General features: G+C 60.9%; 15 protein-coding genes and 1 pseudogene. 7 read left to right on the forward strand and 9 right to left on the reverse strand.

Annotated elements, in window-relative coordinates:
* Positions 1–191 precede the first annotated feature (191 nt).
* The 3 genes from lon to clpP form a co-directional block, all read right to left on the reverse strand.
* Positions 192–2,609, reverse strand: coding sequence for an endopeptidase La (lon, locus tag MF410_RS10925; RefSeq protein ID WP_097627185.1), 2,418 nt, complete (start codon positions 2,607–2,609; stop codon positions 192–194).
* Positions 2,610–3,030: 421 nt separating this feature from the next.
* Positions 3,031–4,308: an ATP-dependent Clp protease ATP-binding subunit ClpX gene (clpX, locus tag MF410_RS10930; RefSeq protein WP_003573940.1), complete on the reverse strand. Its 1,278-nt coding sequence runs from the start codon at positions 4,306–4,308 to the stop codon at positions 3,031–3,033.
* A gap of 301 nt (positions 4,309–4,609) precedes the next feature.
* Positions 4,610–5,239 carry an ATP-dependent Clp endopeptidase proteolytic subunit ClpP gene (gene clpP / locus MF410_RS10935; RefSeq protein WP_003573944.1) on the reverse strand — a complete coding sequence of 210 codons (630 nt, stop codon included), beginning with the start codon at positions 5,237–5,239 and terminating at the stop codon, positions 4,610–4,612.
* 416 nt (positions 5,240–5,655) lie between these two features.
* Here clpP and MF410_RS10940 point away from each other — a divergent pair, with 416 nt between their 5' ends.
* Complete coding sequence (locus MF410_RS10940) at positions 5,656–6,909, forward strand: GGDEF domain-containing protein (RefSeq protein WP_097627184.1); 1,254 nt, start codon at positions 5,656–5,658, stop codon at positions 6,907–6,909.
* Between the two features lie 128 nt (positions 6,910–7,037).
* Positions 7,038–8,282, forward strand: coding sequence for a cytochrome P450 (locus MF410_RS10945; protein ID WP_097627182.1), 1,245 nt, complete (start codon positions 7,038–7,040; stop codon positions 8,280–8,282).
* Between the two features lie 196 nt (positions 8,283–8,478).
* Here the strand turns inward: MF410_RS10945 and MF410_RS10950 are convergent, their stop codons facing one another.
* From MF410_RS10950 to MF410_RS10965, 4 genes and pseudogenes are all read right to left on the reverse strand, one after another.
* Positions 8,479–10,608 (reverse strand): bifunctional diguanylate cyclase/phosphodiesterase, encoded by a 2,130-nt coding sequence (locus MF410_RS10950; protein WP_097627180.1) that lies wholly within the window; start codon positions 10,606–10,608, stop codon positions 8,479–8,481.
* A gap of 234 nt (positions 10,609–10,842) precedes the next feature.
* Positions 10,843–11,186: pseudogene (locus MF410_RS10955) on the reverse strand (cupin domain-containing protein).
* A gap of 23 nt (positions 11,187–11,209) precedes the next feature.
* The gene (locus MF410_RS10960) at positions 11,210–12,493 is read right to left on the reverse strand and encodes an O-acetylhomoserine aminocarboxypropyltransferase (RefSeq protein ID WP_097627177.1); all 1,284 of its coding nucleotides are present in this window, start codon (positions 12,491–12,493) and stop codon (positions 11,210–11,212) included.
* Positions 12,494–12,636: 143 nt separating this feature from the next.
* A complete protein-coding gene (locus MF410_RS10965) occupies positions 12,637–13,065 on the reverse strand; it encodes a CoA-binding protein (protein ID WP_097627175.1) in 429 nt (142 codons plus the stop codon).
* Positions 13,066–13,183: 118 nt separating this feature from the next.
* Here MF410_RS10965 and MF410_RS10970 point away from each other — a divergent pair, with 118 nt between their 5' ends.
* The gene (locus tag MF410_RS10970; RefSeq protein WP_097627173.1) at positions 13,184–13,507 is read left to right on the forward strand and encodes a hypothetical protein; all 324 of its coding nucleotides are present in this window, start codon (positions 13,184–13,186) and stop codon (positions 13,505–13,507) included.
* Between the two features lie 475 nt (positions 13,508–13,982).
* Positions 13,983–14,819 carry an EamA family transporter gene (locus MF410_RS10975; protein ID WP_097627171.1) on the forward strand — a complete coding sequence of 279 codons (837 nt, stop codon included), beginning with the start codon at positions 13,983–13,985 and terminating at the stop codon, positions 14,817–14,819.
* Here the strand turns inward: MF410_RS10975 and MF410_RS10980 are convergent, their stop codons facing one another.
* Both MF410_RS10980 and MF410_RS10985 read right to left on the reverse strand, forming a co-directional pair.
* Positions 14,820–15,644, reverse strand: a complete 825-nt coding sequence (locus MF410_RS10980) for an enoyl-CoA hydratase (RefSeq protein WP_097627169.1) — start codon at positions 15,642–15,644, stop codon at positions 14,820–14,822.
* A gap of 96 nt (positions 15,645–15,740) precedes the next feature.
* Entirely contained in the window at positions 15,741–15,971 is a 231-nt protein-coding gene (locus MF410_RS10985; protein WP_097627167.1) for a DUF1127 domain-containing protein, read from the reverse strand.
* A gap of 22 nt (positions 15,972–15,993) precedes the next feature.
* Here MF410_RS10985 and MF410_RS10990 point away from each other — a divergent pair, with 22 nt between their 5' ends.
* From MF410_RS10990 to rpsI, 3 genes are all read left to right on the forward strand, one after another.
* Positions 15,994–16,944, forward strand: a complete 951-nt coding sequence (locus MF410_RS10990; RefSeq protein WP_179867136.1) for a LysR family transcriptional regulator — start codon at positions 15,994–15,996, stop codon at positions 16,942–16,944.
* Positions 16,945–17,272: 328 nt separating this feature from the next.
* Positions 17,273–17,737, forward strand: a complete 465-nt coding sequence (gene rplM / locus MF410_RS10995) for a 50S ribosomal protein L13 (protein ID WP_003573970.1) — start codon at positions 17,273–17,275, stop codon at positions 17,735–17,737.
* 1 nt (position 17,738) lies between these two features.
* Complete coding sequence (gene rpsI / locus MF410_RS11000) at positions 17,739–18,206, forward strand: 30S ribosomal protein S9 (protein ID WP_003587370.1); 468 nt, start codon at positions 17,739–17,741, stop codon at positions 18,204–18,206.
* Positions 18,207–18,352: the final 146 nt, after the last annotated feature.

The raw sequence follows: 18,352 nt of genomic DNA on the forward strand, positions 1-18,352 counted from the left end.
TAAATGGTACGAAACGACTCAAAAGTAAGCTAGGCGCAGAATAGGTTTCATCAGGCCCGCCGGGAACCCAAAAGCCCTGCAAATCAAGGAAAAGCAAGCGTCTACATGACGTTTTCACAAAAAAGGCTGGCGTTTTCGCCAGCCTTTTTCCGTCTTTTCAGCCAATGGGGCATAAATGTGGCCGAGGCCACTCAATGCGCTATGGTCGCGCCCGTCTCGTCGAGGCCTTCGACCGAGGTGATGACAGGCGTTTCCACCGTGCCGTCCCATTCGATCGGCTCCGGCCGCCGGACCAGCGCATGCTTGATCACCTCGCCCATGCGGGACACCGGGATGATCTCCATGCTGTTCTTCACGTTGTCCGGAATCTCCGCCAGGTCCTTGGCGTTTTCTTCCGGAATCAGCACCTTCTTGATGCCGCCACGAAGCGCTGCGAGCAGCTTTTCCTTGAGACCGCCGATCGGCAGCACACGGCCGCGAAGGGTGATTTCACCGGTCATGGCCACGTGTCTGTTCACCGGGATACCGGTCATGATCGAGACGATGGCGGTCGCCATAGCGACGCCGGCCGAGGGGCCATCCTTCGGCGTCGCGCCTTCCGGCACGTGCACGTGGATGTCGCTCTTGTCGAAGCGCGGCGGCTCGATGCCGAAATCGACAGCGCGCGAGCGGACGTAGGAGGCCGCCGCCGAGATCGATTCCTTCATGACTTCCTTCAGATTGCCGGTGACCGTCATGCGGCCCTTGCCCGGCATCATCACGCCTTCGATGGTCAGCAGTTCGCCGCCGACTTCCGTCCAGGCAAGGCCGGTGACAACGCCGACCTGATCCTCGCCCTCGGCTTCGCCATGGCGGAAGCGCGGAACACCCAGATAGTCGGAGATGTTGGCGGCCGTCACATGCACGGACTTCGTCTTGCCCTTGATGATCTCGGTGACCGCCTTGCGGGCGAGCTTCATCAGTTCACGTTCGAAGCTGCGCACACCGGCTTCACGGGTGTACTGCTGGCTGATCGCCATCAGAGCGTCGTCGCTGACCGAGAATTCTTCCGGCTGCAACGCATGTTCCTTGATGGCCTTCGGCAGCAGATGCCGCTTGGCGATCTCGCGCTTTTCATCTTCGGTGTAGCCGGCGATACGGATGATCTCCATGCGGTCCATCAGCGGCGCAGGGATGTTCAGCGTATTCGCCGTCGTGATGAACATCACGTCCGACAGGTCGTATTCGACTTCCAGGTAATGATCCATGAAGGTCGAGTTCTGCGCCGGATCGAGCACCTCGAGCAGGGCCGAAGACGGATCACCGCGATAGTCCTGGCCGAGCTTGTCGATTTCGTCGAGCAGGAACAGCGGGTTCGACTTCTTCGCCTTCTTCATCGACTGGATGACCTTGCCGGGCATCGAGCCGATATAGGTGCGGCGGTGGCCGCGGATTTCGGCTTCGTCACGAACGCCGCCGAGCGCCATGCGGACATACTCACGGCCGGTCGCCTTGGCGATCGACTGGGCGAGCGAGGTCTTGCCGACACCGGGAGGGCCGACGAGGCACAGGATCGGGCCCTTGATCTTGGTGGCGCGAGCCTGCACGGCCAGATATTCGACGATGCGCTCCTTGACCTTGTCGAGACCGAAGTGATCGGCTTCGAGGATCTTCTCGGCATTGTTGAGATCGGCCTTGATCTTCGACTTCTTGCCCCAGGGGATGCCGAGCAGCCAGTCCAGATAATTGCGCACGACGGTGGCTTCAGCCGACATCGGGCTCATCTGGCGCAGCTTCTTCAGCTCCGCGTCAGCCTTTTCACGGGCCTCCTTGGAGAGCTTGGTCTTGGCGATGCGCTCTTCCAGTTCGCTCATCTCGTCGCGGCCTTCTTCGCCGTCGCCGAGTTCCTTCTGGATCGCCTTCATCTGTTCGTTCAGGTAGTATTCGCGCTGGGTCTTTTCCATCTGGCGCTTGACGCGCGAGCGGATGCGCTTTTCGACCTGCAGGACCGAAATCTCGCCTTCCATGAAGCCGAGGGCCTTTTCGAGGCGGGCCTTGACGCTGGTGGTTTCCAGCATCTCCTGCTTCTCGGTGATCTTGATCGACAGATGCGAAGCGACCGTATCGGCGAGCTTGGAATAGTCGTCGATCTGGCTGGCGGCACCTACCACCTCAGGCGAAATCTTCTTGTTGAGCTTCACATAGCTTTCGAATTCGGAGACGACCGAACGCGACAAGGCTTCCAGCTCGACCGGATCGTCGTGCGGCTCCTCAAGCACATGGCCGAGCGCCTCATAGAAATCTTCGCGGCTGGTATAGGTGTCGATCTCGGCGCGGGCGCGGCCTTCGACCAGAACCTTGACCGTGCCATCGGGCAGCTTCAAGAGCTGCAATACGTTCGCCACGGTGCCGACCTTGTGGATCGCGGAGGGATCCGGATCGTCGTCACTGGCGTTGATCTGCGTCACCAGCATGATCTGCTTGTCGGAACCCATGACCTCTTCGAGCGCACGGATCGACTTTTCCCGTCCGACGAACAGCGGCACGATCATATGCGGGAAAACCACGATGTCGCGCAAAGGCAGAACAGGGTAGGCAGTGCTGCTCGCTACAGACGTTTTCTTCGTCATTTTTAAGTCCTTTCCATCGTCCCGTTACCGGGCTCTCTGCACGGCCGCTTGGGACCGGCCGGCACTCTCACTTGTTGCTACAAGTGGAGGTTCTGACTACGCTTTTCAAGCCACGCTAACGCCCGCGTTCCCCGGATGTGACAGCTTTATTACAACGGAACACCAACACTATGAAGCGCGTGGCTGGACCGGCGCTTACCACTTCCAACCGACTAAAATACAAGCACCGACGATAGGCTTACGGAATCACGGCATCATTGCCAAGCACTCTTCCTTGCACAACATCGGCCCCTTCCCAACATCGGCAAAGTCAATTCCGGTTCCCACCGGCAGAATACTAACAGTGCCTCGGATGGTTTTTCAAATAGAAAGGGGCCCGCCGATGGCAAGCCCCCAAAATAATCGTGCGAAAGCGCAAAGGTTACGCCGAAGCGTTGGCCTTTTCTTCCTGACGATCGGCATAGATGTAAAGCGGGCGGGCCGAACCGCGCACCACTTCCTCGGAGATGACGACTTCGCGCACACCTTCCAGCGTCGGCAATTCGAACATCGTGTCGAGCAGGATCTTCTCCATGATCGAGCGAAGGCCCCGGGCGCCGGTCTTGCGGACGATCGCCTTGCGGGCGATTTCGCGCAGGGCATCCTCGTGGAAGGTCAGTTCCACGTCTTCCATCTCGAACAGGCGCTGATACTGCTTGATCAGCGCGTTCTTCGGCTCCGACAAGATCTGGATCAGCGCATCCTCATCGAGATCCTCCAGCGTCGCCAGAACCGGCAGACGGCCGATGAATTCGGGGATGAGGCCGAACTTGACCAGGTCTTCCGGCTCCAGTTCGCGCAGGACTTCGCCGACGCGGCGGTCGTCCTGGGCCTTGACGGTGGCGCCGAAGCCGATCGAGGTCTTCTCGCCACGTGCGGAGATGATCTTGTCGAGACCGGCGAAGGCGCCGCCGCAGATGAACAGGATGTTGGTCGTGTCGACCTGGAGGAATTCCTGCTGCGGATGCTTGCGGCCGCCCTGCGGCGGAACGGAAGCGACCGTGCCTTCCATGATCTTCAACAGCGCCTGCTGCACGCCCTCGCCCGAGACGTCGCGGGTGATCGACGGATTGTCGGACTTGCGCGAAATCTTGTCGACTTCGTCGATATAGACGATGCCGCGCTGGGCGCGCTCGACATTGTAGTCGGCCGACTGCAGAAGCTTGAGGATGATGTTTTCGACGTCTTCGCCGACGTAACCGGCTTCGGTCAGCGTCGTCGCATCGGCCATGGTGAACGGAACGTCGATGATGCGGGCGAGCGTCTGGGCGAGATAGGTCTTGCCGCAGCCGGTCGGGCCGACCAGCATGATGTTCGACTTCGCCAGCTCGACTTCGCCGTTCTTGGAGGCGTGCGCCAGGCGCTTGTAATGGTTGTGAACGGCGACCGACAAGATCTTCTTCGCCTGCCGCTGGCCGATGACGTATTCGTCGAGGACCTTGATGATGTCCTGGGGCGTCGGAACGCCGTCGCGGGACTTGACCATCGAGGACTTGTTCTCCTCGCGGATGATGTCCATGCACAATTCGACGCATTCATCGCAGATGAAGACGGTCGGTCCGGCAATCAGTTTCCGGACTTCGTGCTGGCTCTTTCCGCAGAACGAACAATAGAGTGTGTTCTTGGAGTCGCCGCCGTTGCTGCCGCTGACCTTGCTCATATCACTTTCCTTCCAGCACGCCGCATTTCAAGGCGAAATCGCGGTCCACTCAATCAGCTCCTGGCGGCACTCCGTCACCGGAGCCTTTGCCGAGAAGGGCTTCAGGGGCTACGAACCGGGCCCAATCGATCATGTCCGGGTTCCGGTGGCAACGAATTCCCCTTCGAATGCCGATGCTATGTCATAAAATTTCAACATAGCATTAATAGCTACTATTAGCGTCTTCGTCGCCAGTTGAAAGCCTTGTTCGATCACAAATGAGATAGAACTGTGGCGACGAAAACACCATCCCAATTAATTACTAGGCCTGTTCGCCTTCCATTTCGAGGCGCGACGTCAGAACCTTGTCGATCACGCCCCAGCCCTGGGCTTCGTCCGCATCCATGAAATGGTCACGATCGAGGGTCTTTTCAACTTCCTCGTAGGTGCGGCCGGTGTGCTTGACATAGACCTCGTTCAGGCGGCGCTTCATCTTCAGGATGTCGCGGGCGTGGCGTTCGATGTCCGAGGCCTGGCCCTGGAAGCCGCCCGACGGCTGATGCACCATGATGCGGGAATTCGGCGTGGCGAAGCGCATATCCTTGTGGCCGGCGGCCAGCAGCAGCGAGCCCATGGATGCGGCCTGGCCGATGCAGAGCGTCGAAACCGCCGGCTTGATGAACTGCATCGTGTCGTAGATCGCCATGCCGGCGGTGACGACGCCGCCCGGCGAATTGATGTAGAGGGCGATTTCTTTCTTCGGGTTTTCGGCCTCGAGGAAGAGAAGCTGGGCGCACACGAGCGTTGCCATATGGTCTTCGACGGCACCGGTCAGGAAGATGATGCGCTCCTTCAACAGACGGGAATAGATGTCGTAGGAGCGTTCACCGCGGTTGGTCTGTTCCACGACCATCGGCACGAGGGCCATTGCGGTATCGACTGGGTTTCTCATGTGCGTCCTTTGTCAACGTCTCGCCGGCCGGCGCCGGGAATCAAAGAAAATGTCTTATCCCTACATAGAGTGTCCGTGCCCTTCTCTTCAAGACACGCATGCGGATAACGTTAAGAAGGCGGGCAAGGTGGCCCTGGCTGTAGCCTCTTTCCAACAAGCGCCTGTTAACGGCGAGCCTATGGCACCGCCTTCCCCGGCTTTTCTCCATGACAGGATGAAGGAATGCTTACTCCATTCGAGAGTGCTCACACACATTTACCCGGCGGAAAGCTTACCGGGAGATATCCGCCCAAAACCATACCGCAGCGCAGCAGCATTAAGGAAGTGGCGAGCTTCCTCGGCAAGGATGCAAGCCAACAGATCGGGGCCGACAGACAAGGCCACCCGATAAGACAGACGGGCAAGGGGTTGCTGCCGTGTTCAATATCGCTACAGGTCTCGCCATCTGGTGTTCGGAGGCCATGACGCTCGCTTTGGTGCTGTTCGTCGCCTGGCGCCACAATGTCCGGAACGAGGCCTATCTCTATTGGGGCCTCGGCTTCCTGCTGACCGGCATCGGTTTTGCGATGATCGCGCTGCGCGACCAGGTCCCCAGCCTGCTGTCGATTGAGATCGGCAATGCCATCGCGCTGCTCGGCCAGAGCGCCTGGGTGGCGGGTTTTCTGGCGCTCGACCGCAAGAAGATCGAATGGTGGGCGCTGCTGCCGCCGGCGATCTGGCTCGCTGGCGTCTTCCTGCCCTGGGTCAACAGCGACTATTCAAACCGGGTGGTGCTCTACAACCTCGCTTCGGCGACAGGGGCGACGGCGCTTGCCCTGGCGGTTTCCGCCGGCGACATGCGCCGCGAGCGCACCCGCGTCAAGCTGATGGGCGTCTTCGTCATCCAGGGCTGCCTGTGCTTCGGCTCAGCGCTGACGATGGCGCTGACGCTGCCAAGCGATATCGAGGCAACCAATCTCGGCGGCGCCTCCGCCATGGCAAGCGCCTTCCTGCTCACCATCGCCTTCGCCTTCACTTGCCGGCTGATCATGGAGCGCTCCGAGCGGCACCTGCGCGCCCTCACGCTCACTGATTCGCTGACGGGTGTGCTCAACCGCCGCGGCCTGCTCGGCTATTTCGACGCCATCCAGGAAAAAGCCCATGACGAGCAACACCAGGTCGCGGTGATGCTCTTCGATCTCGATCATTTCAAGCGCGTCAACGACCGTTTCGGCCACCAGTCCGGCGATGCCGTGCTGACGGCTTTCGCCCGCATGGCCCGCCAGTATATTCCAAACAGCATCTTCGGCCGCATGGGCGGCGAAGAATTCGCAGCCTTCGCCGCGGTCACCGACCAGACCGAAGCTGAGGCGATCGCCGAAGCGATCCGAACCGAATTTTGCCGCCTGCCCGTCAGCACCGGCGAAGCTATCGTTCCGGTCACCGTCAGCATCGGCATCGCGCTCGCCTCCTCGCTCGAAGCCAATATCGACAAGCTGATCTCGGCCGCCGACCGGGCGCTCTATGCCGCAAAGGGCGCTGGCCGCAACTGCACGGTCACCTTCGGCAAAGCCGAGGCCGCAGCCCCGGCCCCGGCAACGCCGAGCACCACCGCCGGCGAACTCGTGCCGACGGTCGACGACCAGGTCGAGGCGCTGCGGCGCATGGGCACGCTGTCGCGGGCCGGCTGACCGGAAAACCGGAGTCAATCCCCACGGTTAGACACGGATCTTAATGCGATCGGCGCGTCGTTTCAGGACGGCTTGCCCTCGCCCCGCCATCTTTCCGAGGCCCGGCAAATCCGCTAAGCCTTCGCGTCATGACGATACCGCCCTTTCTCTCGATCGATTCATCCAACCGCCACGTCTCGCTGGACGCCCGCAATCCGGCCTTCTATGGCGATCCGAATGCCGTCTATGCCGCACTTCACGCCCATTGTCCGACGTTCTACTGGACCGAGCAGAAGCAATGGTTCTTCACGGGTTACGAGCACGTGAACGGTCTGCTGCGCGACCGCCGCTTCGGTCGGCAGATCCTGCATATCGCCAGCCGCGAGGAACTCGGCCTTGCCGAGCCGATGCCGCACCTTGCCAGTTTCGATCTCTCGGAACGCTATTCCCTGCTCGAACTCGAACCGCCGGAGCACACGCGGCTGCGCACGCTGGTCAACCGCGCCTTCGTCTCCCGCCATGTCGAGAAGATGAAGCCGGAGCTTGCCGAGCTTGCCAACCGGCTGATCGACGGATTCGCCGACAAGCGCGAGGTCGAGCTGCTCTCGGCCTTTGCCGACATCATTCCGGTGACGATGATCGCCCGGATGATCGGCATTCCAGAGGAGATGGGGCCGCAGCTGCTTGCCTGGTCGCACGCCTATGTCCGCATGTACATGTTCGGCCGCACGCGCGAGCAGGAGGATGAGGCCGAACGGGCGGCGAAGGAATTTTCCGACTACGTCAGAACAGTGATCGCCGAGCGCCGCGCCGAGCCGCGCGACGACCTGCTGACCCACATGATCCATACCGAGCACAAGGGACAGTATCTCACCGAGGAAGAGCTGATCTCGACGACGATCGTGCTGCTCAATGCCGGGCACGAGGCGACCGTGCACCAGATCGGCAATTCCGTGCGCACCATCCTCGAAAGCGGCTCAGATCCGGCTGCGCTCTTCCGTGACGAGGCGACGACCGAGCGCACCGTCGAGGAAACCCTGCGCATCTGCGCGCCGGTCCACATCTTCCAGCGCTGGGCGCTGGAGCCCGCCGAAATCGACGGCGTCTCCTTCCAGCGCGGCGACAAGGTCAGCCTCGTCCTCGCCGCCGCCAATCTCGATCCGGCGAAATTCACCGATCCCCTCGCCTTCCGGCCCGACCGCAACGAGGCGGCGAACCTCTCCTTCGGCGCCGGCATCCATTTCTGCATCGGCGCGCCGCTGGCGCGGCTGGAACTCAACATCGTGCTGCCGATCCTCTTCGAGCGGCTTTCCGGTCTGAAGCTGGCGAAGACGCCTGTGGTCAAGGATGTCTATCATTTCCACGGGCTTGACCGGCTGGATCTGCAGTGGTGATCCACCCCTGACAGATCAGCCGTAGCGGCCGGTGATACCGCAGCCTCAGCCTTTTGATTGAAAACGCGGATTGACAAAACTTATCGAGACAGCCGCCGCATGACCCGGCGACGGCCATGCCTGAAAATGTGGCAATCGATGCGGAAAGTGCTGGTTGGTACGCCTGATCGGAGCATATGCCACGAAATCCACGGCGTCAGGCGGCCGACTGTTCTTCCAGCTTGCTGGATATGTCGCGTGCCGACATCGGTCTGCCGATCAGATACCCCTGAAGCTGATCGCAGCCGGCCTCTCGCAAGATCGCAGCCTGGCGGCTGTTCTCGATGCCTTCAGCGGTCACGGGAATTTGCAGGGCGGTGGCAAGCGAAATGGTCGCCCGAAGAACATCGGCGCCATTGGCGCCTTCATCGAGAGCGGACACAAGCGAGCGGTCGATCTTCATGCGATCGAACCCGAACTGCCGCAATGCGCCAATGCTGGCATAACCGCAGCCAAAGTCATCAAGCGCGAATTTTATGCCGACGCGCTTGAGCTGGTCTATCGACCGCCGAGCCTGATCCGGATTCGTCATCAGGACGCCTTCGGTAATCTCCAAGGTCAGGCGCTTTGGATCGAAGTCGAGCTCCTGCAGGACCGAAATCACTTCGGCGGCAAATTCCGGATTGCAGAGCTGGATTGGCGAGACGTTCACAGACAATGCCAGATCGGGCCAGCTCCTGGCATGCTCGATCGATGTTCTCAGCATGTGAACGCCCAGCGCATCGATGAGGCCGCACCGCTCGGCGAGAGGAATGAAAATCTCCGGGCTGATGTTTCCTGTCGACGTTCGCCAGCGCGCCAGCGCTTCCAAACCGGTGACAGCGCCTGTCGTCGCAGAGACGAGAGGCTGAAAAACGGCCTCGATCGCACCACTGCCGATGGCGCCTTTCAAAAGGCCTTCCAGTTCGGCGACCCGCTGGCGCTCCTCGTCCAGCTCGGGGTCGTATTCGATCGCTTGGCCTCGGCCATTGGCCTTGGCGCGATAGAGGGCCATGTCCGCTCTGCGGAGAAGCTCCAAGGGCTCGATGTCTGCGTCGCCCGCGGCAGCTCCGATGCTTGCGCCGACTTCGATCGTCCGGCCGTCGATTTTGAAGGGCTCGGCAAACAGCGCCAGAATGGTCTTCTCCATATCTTCGCAGGTGGCGGACCCAACATGCACCAGCGCAAATTCATCGCCTCCCAGCCGCGCCGCGGCAACGACTTCGGGGTGGCAGGCCGTCAGCGCGTTCGAGACCAGCCGGATCAAATCATCGCCGACCGCGTGCCCCCAGGCATCGTTGACGGCCTTGAAACCATCGAGGTCGACCAGATAAAGCCGTGGCGGCGAAGAGCCCGAACTCTCGAACTCTTCCAACAGGTTGAGAAGACCATGTCTGTTCAACAGGCCGCTCAGGCTGTCATGGCTCGCTTCGAAAAGCGCTGCTTGCGCCAATTGGCGCAGGCGCCGCGCCTCGGACGCGCCGACCATCAGCACGCCGATCAGGAACAGCGCAAGGATGGCGACGGCGGCCGCGACATAGGGCGTCACCTGCTGAAACACGGTGCTTCCCGGCGCCTTGCTCGGCCAGACGAGATAGCCGATGACGGCCCCCTTCATGTCTGTAATCGGCGTGTTCAGAAATTCCGGCCTGGGCTTCGTCTCAAGGTGTAAGCCCTCCAGTTCATGTTCGTTCGAGAGTGCGTCGAGAACCTCGGGCGAAAATTCCTTGTAAAAGGTCAGTGTGCTGAGCTTCGGAAGCTCGGTGGCGGCCTCGTATGGCTGGATCGCCTGCGATGCGAGCAGGGCGATGCCGCTTTCGGTCTTGATGAAATTGACCACCGGCGCCCGCGCGGGATCGGCAGCTACTCTGATCTGCCGATAAAAGCCTTCGCCGAAAAAGGCGCTCGGCTCGAAGGGCTTGCCTTTGGCATAGGCGGAGACGATCGAAGAGCGGTCGGGGCCGATGACGACCGCACCGTCATACAGCGCGTAATCCTCGCTGGTCTTTCCCCAATTTTCATAGGCCCAAGCGGCCGCGGTCGGAGACGAGGCTGCACTATAGGCATCGTCCCAAATGGCATTGTCAGTCGTCGTCCCGCTCAGGCGCGCCACAAAGGCTCCGATTGCCGCACGGGCGGCGCGCGTGGCCCTGGCATCATCGATCTCATTCGCCGACCGGGTCATCGTGACGACGACATGCGCCATCAAGCCGGTCAGGATGAGGGCGACGACAAGGAAACAGACCGTCGTCGCGATGATGGAAGACGTTTGGGTGCGAACGTGCCTACCTGCAAGAGTCGACGACATGCAAATTCCGCAAAATGTTAATTGCAAGGCCATGTCTGGGGGACGGCAGGAGACATCATGTCCGCTATGCGCTGCAGACAAGATATAGCATTTTGACAATGTAGGGCGGATTAATGGGATTGGTTAAAAGCTTTCTATCCGGCAAAGAGGCGCACGCATTTGAGGAAAAACGGGCCGCCCTCGCCGCAAATCGGGACAGGCCCGCCGTCAACGGCGGCGATTTACCGGCGCTACTTAGACCTTGATCACATAATCCTTGCGAGTCGTTTCAACGACTTCCCACGTCCCTTTGAAGCCGGGTCTTAAGATCATCCGGTCGCCGATCTTCAGATGAATCGGCTCGCCGCCATCCTCGGTCACGATCGAATGGCCGGACAGCAGGCTGAAATATTCCCATTCCTCATAGACGATCCGCCATTTGCCCGGCGTCGCCTCCCAGATGCCGGAATAGAGCCCGCCTGCGGCTTCCTCCAGGTTCCAGCTGCGGAATTGCGGATCGCCGGAGATGATCCGGCCGGGCTCCGGGCGCCGAACTCCGGTTCGACGCCGTCAATGCGGAAGTGAATGAAATTTGCCATGGTCGTCACGGACCTCTCCGATGTCAGATTTTCGAGAGCGCCTGTTCGAGATCGGCGATGATGTCCTTGACGTCCTCGATGCCGACGGAAAGGCGCACCACGTCGGGCCCGGCGCCGGCGGCGATCTTCTGCTCGTCGCTCAACTGCCGGTGCGTCGTCGAGGCCGGATGGATGACCAGCGAGCGGGTGTCGCCGATATTGGCAAGATGGGAGAAGAGCTGCAGCCCCTCGACCAGCGTCTTGCCTGCCTCGTAGCCGCCCTCGACGCCGAAGGTGAAGACGGAACCGGCGCCTTTCGGCGAATAGCGTTGCTGCAGGACGTGGTTCGGGTCGTCGTCGAGGCCGGCATAATTGACCCAGGCGATCTTGCTGTGCGCCTTCAGCCACTTTGCGACGGCGATCGCATTGTCGCTGTGGCGCTGCATGCGCAGCGGCAGCGTCTCGATGCCGGTCAGGATCAGGAAGGCATTGAAGGGCGAGATTGCCGGGCCAAGATCGCGCAGGCCGAGCACGCGGGCAGCGATCGCAAAGGCGAAATTGCCGAAGGTCGCGTGCAGGACCATGCCGTTATATTCCGGCCGCGGGCTCGACAGCATCGGGTAGTTGCCGGATTTCGACCAGTCGAAAGTGCCGCCGTCGACGATGAGGCCGCCCATGGAATTGCCGTGACCGCCGAGAAATTTCGTCAGCGAATGCACGACGATATCGGCACCGTGCTCGATCGGGCGGATCAGATAAGGGGTTGCCATCGTATTGTCGACGATCAGCGGCAGGCCGTTGCGATGGGCGACATCGGCGATGGCGGCGATATCGACGAAGGTGCCGCCGGGATTGGCCAGGCTTTCGATGAAGATGCCGCGCGTCTTGTCATCGATCTGGCTTTCGAAGCTTGCCGGGTCGGCGGGATCGGCCCAGCGCACCTGCCAGCCGAAATTCTCGAAGGCGTGGCCGAACTGGTTGATCGAGCCGCCATAGAGCCTGTTGGCGGCGATGAAATTCTCGCCGGGGCGCATGATGGTGTGGAAGACGATCATCTGCGCCGCATGGCCGGAGGCGACGGCAAGGGCTGCCGTGCCGCCTTCGAGCGCTGCGACGCGCTCCTCGAGCACGGCCTGCGTCGGGTTCATGATGCGGGTGTAGATGTTGCCGAAGGCCTGCAGGCCGAAGAGGGCGGCGGCATGATCGGAATCATCGAAGACAAAGGCGGTCGTCTGATAGATCGGCGTGACCCGCGCGCCGGTCGCCGGGTCGGGCTGGGCGCCGGCATGGATCGCCAACGTGTTGAATCCCGGATCGTTCTTGGCCATGTCGTCCTCCAGTTGTTGCTGACGGGCAGGATCATAGCCTGTCGCTAACGAAAGTTAATCGCGATCCGTTTCAACCCATAGGCGTTCGGTGGAAAATCCGTCTCAGCCGACAGCGACTCAAGCAACGAGAGCAGCCAACGAGGTCAGGCGATGAGACGGGGATATTCGATCGCCGGGCAGCGGTTCATCACCACCTTGATTCCGGCCGCTTCCGCCTTTGCCGCGGCCGCGTCGTCACGCACGCCGAGCTGGGCCCAGATGATCTGCGGCAGCGGCCTCAGCGCTAAGGCCTCCTCGACCACCCCATCCAGATATTCGGCGGCGCGGAAAACGTCGACCATGTCGATCGGCACGGGAATGTCGGCGAGCCGGGCATAGACGGTGCGACCTTGGATCTGCTTGCCCGCCTGCCCCGGATTGACGGGGATGACTTCGTAGCCGCGCGACAGCAGATAACCCATGACGCCGTTGCTCGGCCGGGCCGGATTGGGCGAAGCGCCGGTCAGCGCGATGGTCTTTACCGAATGCAGGATTCCGGTGAGATAATCATCCGTATAGCTGTCGTGGTTCATGTCCGCTTCTCCACTTGCAAAGCCGATTGGCATGGCCCGCAGGTTTTTTTGCATTTCCGTGAAACCGGCTGCACGCCTTTCCCGTATATATGAACAGGATACTCCTGAGGATGATTCGATGAAAAAAATCGCTCTTGCCCTCATTTTCGTGCTCGCCGCATCGCCGGCGCTGGCGATCTCGCGCCACAATCCGCTTGCCATGAGCTGTGCCAGCGTGCGCGCCGCCATTCACAATCAGGGTGCGGTCATCTTCCGTTACCAGTCTCCCCGCGGACTGCAGCTTTACGATCGCTATGTCCGCAACAGCAATTATTGCGATGCCACCGACTATGCGGAATGGACGCATATCCCCTCGAAAGACGATCCGCGCTGTCCCGTCCTGAACTGCCAGAACATCGACAACCTTGACGGGATGCTGTTCGTTCCGCATTATCAACTTTGATGGTTTCGCCGTCCTGACCGCCGCAGGAACTATGCGTCTTTCGCGTTTGCGAAAGGCGCGCATTCAATCCCGCGCTGCGATATTTCGAAAGTTACACAATCAGAAGCTTTAAAATCCCAGTATGTCAAAGTTATAGAATAATATCTATATTTCAGCATCATAGAATAGTCGGTTACCGGGTTCCCGCAAATGGTTTCTTCTTTTGTTCCCGATACTATCGGGCTCCGTTCCCGTATCCATTAGAAACATCTCATAGTTGAAAGGATCGCCTGGATTGAACGCATGTCGCGCGCACGTAAAAATTGCCTCGAAGCGCCGCAATTGTGCCCGTGCCGAAAGAATGCTATTCGACACATCAACACGTCCGCGACCGCTGCCGTGTATTTTCGTGCAAATCCCAGTTGTCTTTTCAGGAATTTGAAACGTCCAAGGCGAGGCGTTTCCAGCGTCTCTCATCTTTTCCGGATTTACTCCCTTGCCGCTCGACGTCATCCTGCTCGTTCTCTTCGGCGCATTGCTGCATGCGACATGGAACGCCATCGTCAAGGCAGGAAGCGATAAATCCCTCGATGCGGCATTGATCTCGGCCGGCGGCGCGGTTTCAACTCTACCGTTCCTGGCATTCCTGCCGCTGCCGCAAGCCTCTGCCTGGCCGTTCATCGGCGCTTCGGCCATCCTGCAATTCGCCTATTTCCAGCTGGTCGCCGCCGCCTACCGGGCCGGCGATATCGGTCTCGTCTATCCGTTGATGCGCGGCTGCGCACCGCTGCTGATCGCCGCGACAAGCGGTTTCATCCTGAAGGAAAATCTTTCCGGCGGCGCCCTGGCCGGCACAATGACGATCTGCGCCGGTGTGCTGACGCTTGCTCTTGAGGCTCGGCGCGGCAGCAGCCGCGCCGTCATGCTCTCGCTTGCCAATGCCTGCGTCATCGCCAGCTACACCTATGTCGACGGCATCGGCGCGCGGCTTTCCGGCAATGCGGTCTCCTACACATTGTGGATGTCGCTGCTGCCGCCGGTGCTGCTGTTTTCCTGGGCGGTTTCGCAACGCGGCACCATCGCCGTGGCGCGTCACGTCCGTTGCAACTGGTGGCGCGGCCTGATCGGCGGCGCCGGCTCGATCGCGTCTTACGGGCTGGCCCTCTGGGCTATGACGAAAGTCCCGGTCGCAACCGTTGCCGCCCTGCGCGAAACCGCAATCCTCTTTGCGCTGGTGATCTCGATTACTGTCTTCAAGGAAAAAGCCAGTGTCTGGCGCTACGCCGCCGGCGTCGTCATCGCCATCGGCGGACTGGTTCTGAAACTGGCGTGATCACTCGCCGGTCCATTCCGGGGCGCGCTTGCCGAGGAAGGCGCCGATCCCCTCCTCAGCATCCTGCGTCAGCATATTGCCGACCATCACTTTGGCGGCATAATCATAGGCTGCCTCGACCGGCAGTTCGATCTGCCGGTAGAACGCTTCCTTACCGATCTTCAGGGTCAGAGACGACTTGCTGGCGATCACGCCGGCATATTTGGCAACGACCTGCGCCAGATACTGCTTCGGCACGATGCGGTTGACGAGACCGAAATCCTTAGCTGTGGAGGCGTCGATCGTCTCGCCGGTCAACAGCATCTCCATCGCCTGCTTGCGATGCGCGGCCCGGGTAACAGCGACCATCGGCGTCGAACAGAACAGGCCGATATTGACGCCCGGCGTGCAGAATGTCGACGTATCCGTGCAGATCGCCAGATCGCAGGAGGCAACGAGCTGGCAGCCGGCCGCCGTCGCCAGCCCGTCGACCTCGGCGATGACCGGCTTCGGCAGATTCGCGATTTTCAGCATCAGATCGGCGCAGAGCCGGAAGGCCTTGTCGAAGAAACCGGCTCCCTGATCTTCATCGGCACGATGGGCGGTGAGTTCCTTGAGATCGTGGCCGGCGGAAAAGACATTGCCGGTCGAGGCGATGACGAGGACGCGCACGCTCGCGTCCGATCCGGCCTTGTCGAGTTCGGCCATCAGCGCTTCGAGAAGCGCGATCGACAGCGCATTGGCCGGCGGGTTGTTGAGCACGAGACGCAGCACGCCGTCGCGCAACGAGCGGAGCAGTAATCCCTCCGCCCTGCCTGCGTCCGGGAAGGATACGATTTCGGCCATGATGCTGCTCCCTGCGCTCGATTTCCAGACGGACGTATTGCCACAAGGCGCCGGCAATTTCGAGCAGGATCAGCGCTTTCCGCTGAGCCGCAGCCGTTACGACCAGAACCAGGACTTTGCTGTCTCGGCCCTCGCCTGCGCACGGGTCAGGCCGACATCGCGAAGTTCGTCCTCGGTGAGATCGCACAGTATGCGGCGACTGCGGCGCTTTTCCAGCCGATGTTCGACCGCCGCCAGCAGCCGCCGGCCCCAGCGCGCCGTTGCGCGAAATTTCGATCGAACGATATCGTGCGGCGTCTCTAGTCTCTCACTCAATTCCAGGGCCATCTCGTCTTCCTTTCTTCGATGGATGAAAGATGCGCTGGAGAATGCCGCGAAGGAAGCTTATGGATATTATGAGAGGCATAAGGATTTCTTTGGCATGGCGCTAAAGTTGGATCAGCTCGCAACCTTCGTCCACGTTGCCGATCTCGGCAGTTTCACGGCGGCCGCCGACAAGGAAGGGCTGACGCAGCCGGCCGTCAGCCTGCAGGTCAAGGGGCTCGAACAGCGGCTCGGCGTCCGGCTGATCGAGCGCGTCGGACGGCGGGCGCAGCCGACCGCGGCAGGCCTCGATCTGTTGGCGCACGCAAGGCGGCTGCTGCAGGACGCGGCCGCCGCGGAGGAAGCGATGATGCCGCACAGGGATGGCGCCAGCGGTCGCGTGCGCATCGGCAGTGGCGGCACCGCGTCGATCCACCTGCTTCCTCGGGCCATCTCCGCCGCCCGCAAATCCATGCCAGGCCTCGAAATCACCGTCCATATCGGCAATGCCGACGACGTCTTGCGCGATCTGGAGGCCAACAGCCTCGATATCGCCGTCATCGCGCTACCGGCCTCGGGTCGGAACCTTGAGATCGAACCGTTCTACGAGGAGGAATTGCTGGCGGTCGCGCCCGCCGGCAGCCGCATGCCCGACGGCGGACCGGACGCCGCTTTCATGCGCGACAGGACGCTCTTGCTTTACGAGGGCGGCAATACGAGACGGGCAATCGACGCATGGCTGGCCGCACCGGACACCCGGATCCGGCCGGCCATGGAGTTCGGCAGCATCGAGGCGATCAAGGAACTGGTGGCTGTCGGGCTCGGCTGGTCGATCCTGCCGGGGCTGGCGGTGCAGCGCGACCGCGCCGGCCTGGTGACGACATCATCGCTGCAGCCGAAGCTCACGCGCCGCCTCGGCATGGTTCTGCGGCGGGACAAACATCTGACCCGCGGCCTTCGCGAAATGATGAAATGCCTGCGCGCGTTCGAGGGTTAGCGGCTGCTTTCGACCGCGGCACGCTCCTTAAAGTCCGGCAGGCTCAAGCCCGCCACGGGCGACGTGAAAACGTCCGATGCACCGGCCTTCAGTCAACAAAAGTGAGGTAACATAATACCATATATCTAACTTATTGTTTTTGCTGGTTCTTTTTTCCAGACGTCGGGAAAGTCGATGTTGACCCCCTATCACATTGCCTTTATACACCGCGCAGAACGCAGCCTGTCCGGGCTGCTTTCTTTTTGGCATGCCGCAAGCCTGTCAATCCAAGCAACAAGAAACGCCCTTCAAGCCCTCGGGCCAGGGGTCTCAAAAGAGAGTATTCACTATGGCAACCTTCTCCCAGAAGCCTGCAGAGGTGGAGAAGAAGTGGGTGATCATCGACGCCGAAGGGCTGGTCGTTGGCCGTCTCGCTTCCATCATCGCTATGCGCCTGCGCGGCAAGCACAAGGCAACCTTCACGCCCCACGTTGACGACGGCGACAACGTCATCGTCATCAATGCCGACAAGGTCGTTTTCACCGGCAAGAAGTATTCCGACAAGGTCTACTACTGGCACACCGGCTTTGCCGGCGGCATCAAGGAACGCACCGCTCGCCAGATCATCGAAGGCCGCTTCCCGGAGCGCGTCCTCGAAAAGGCCGTCGAACGCATGGTTCCCCGCGGCCCGCTTGGCCGTCGCCAGATGAAGAACCTGCGCGTCTACGCCGGCTCCAACCATCCCCATGAAGCCCAGCAGCCGGTCGCCCTCGACGTTGCCGTGCTCAACAAAAAGAATGTAAGGAGCGCCTGATATGGCTGACCTCTCCTCCCTGAAGGATCTCGGCACGGCTACCGAAGCTGCTGCTCCGGCCCACGTCCGCAAGGTCGATTCGCTCGGCCGCTCCTACGCAACCGGCAAGCGTAAGAACGCCGTCGCCCGCGTCTGGGTCAAGCCGGGCTCCGGCAAGATCATCGTCAACGGCAAGGAATTCGCGGAATATTTCGCCCGTCCGGTGCTGCAGATGATCCTGCGCCAGCCGATCGTTGCAGCTGCCCGTGACGGCCAGTTCGACATCGTCGCAACCGTCGCCGGCGGCGGTCTCTCCGGCCAGGCCGGTGCCGTTCGCCACGGTCTCTCCAAGGCGCTCACCTACTTCGAACCGGGCCTTCGCTCGGTCCTGAAGAAGGGCGGCTTCCTGACCCGCGACAGCCGCGTCGTCGAACGCAAGAAGTACGGCAAGGCAAAGGCCCGCCGCTCGTTCCAGTTCTCCAAGCGTTAATCGCTTCGGACAGACGGAATTTTACGAAGGCCGGGGCAACCCGGCCTTTTTGTTTTGCAATCGGTTAAAAGGGCAGAACCACTGCCGCGCGCGCTCTTCAGAACGCCAAAACACCGCGGTTCCGCGGTAACGGTATCGGTCAAACA

The organism is Rhizobium sp. C104, assembly GCF_022354505.1.
GTDB classification, from domain to species: Bacteria; Pseudomonadota; Alphaproteobacteria; order Rhizobiales; family Rhizobiaceae; genus Rhizobium; species Rhizobium redzepovicii.

Excerpts from the sequence above, each read along its gene's own strand:
- MF410_RS10985 (WP_097627167.1), bottom strand. The coding sequence starts at position 15,971 with ATGGCCCTGGAATTGAGTGAGAGACTAGAGACGCCGCACGATATCGTT.
- MF410_RS10965 (WP_097627175.1), bottom strand. The coding sequence starts at position 13,065 with ATGAACCACGACAGCTATACGGATGATTATCTCACCGGAATCCTGCAT.
- MF410_RS10980 (WP_097627169.1), bottom strand. The coding sequence starts at position 15,644 with ATGGCCGAAATCGTATCCTTCCCGGACGCAGGCAGGGCGGAGGGATTA.
- MF410_RS10970 (WP_097627173.1), top strand. The coding sequence starts at position 13,184 with ATGAAAAAAATCGCTCTTGCCCTCATTTTCGTGCTCGCCGCATCGCCG.
- MF410_RS10960 (WP_097627177.1), bottom strand. The coding sequence starts at position 12,493 with ATGGCCAAGAACGATCCGGGATTCAACACGTTGGCGATCCATGCCGGC.
- MF410_RS10990 (WP_179867136.1), top strand. The coding sequence starts at position 15,994 with ATGAAAGATGCGCTGGAGAATGCCGCGAAGGAAGCTTATGGATATTAT.
- clpP (WP_003573944.1), bottom strand. The coding sequence starts at position 5,239 with ATGAGAAACCCAGTCGATACCGCAATGGCCCTCGTGCCGATGGTCGTG.
- clpX (WP_003573940.1), bottom strand. The coding sequence starts at position 4,308 with ATGAGCAAGGTCAGCGGCAGCAACGGCGGCGACTCCAAGAACACACTC.
- lon (WP_097627185.1), bottom strand. The coding sequence starts at position 2,609 with ATGACGAAGAAAACGTCTGTAGCGAGCAGCACTGCCTACCCTGTTCTG.
- rplM (WP_003573970.1), top strand. The coding sequence starts at position 17,273 with ATGGCAACCTTCTCCCAGAAGCCTGCAGAGGTGGAGAAGAAGTGGGTG.
- rpsI (WP_003587370.1), top strand. The coding sequence starts at position 17,739 with ATGGCTGACCTCTCCTCCCTGAAGGATCTCGGCACGGCTACCGAAGCT.
- MF410_RS10945 (WP_097627182.1), top strand. The coding sequence starts at position 7,038 with ATGACGATACCGCCCTTTCTCTCGATCGATTCATCCAACCGCCACGTC.
- MF410_RS10950 (WP_097627180.1), bottom strand. The coding sequence starts at position 10,608 with ATGTCGTCGACTCTTGCAGGTAGGCACGTTCGCACCCAAACGTCTTCC.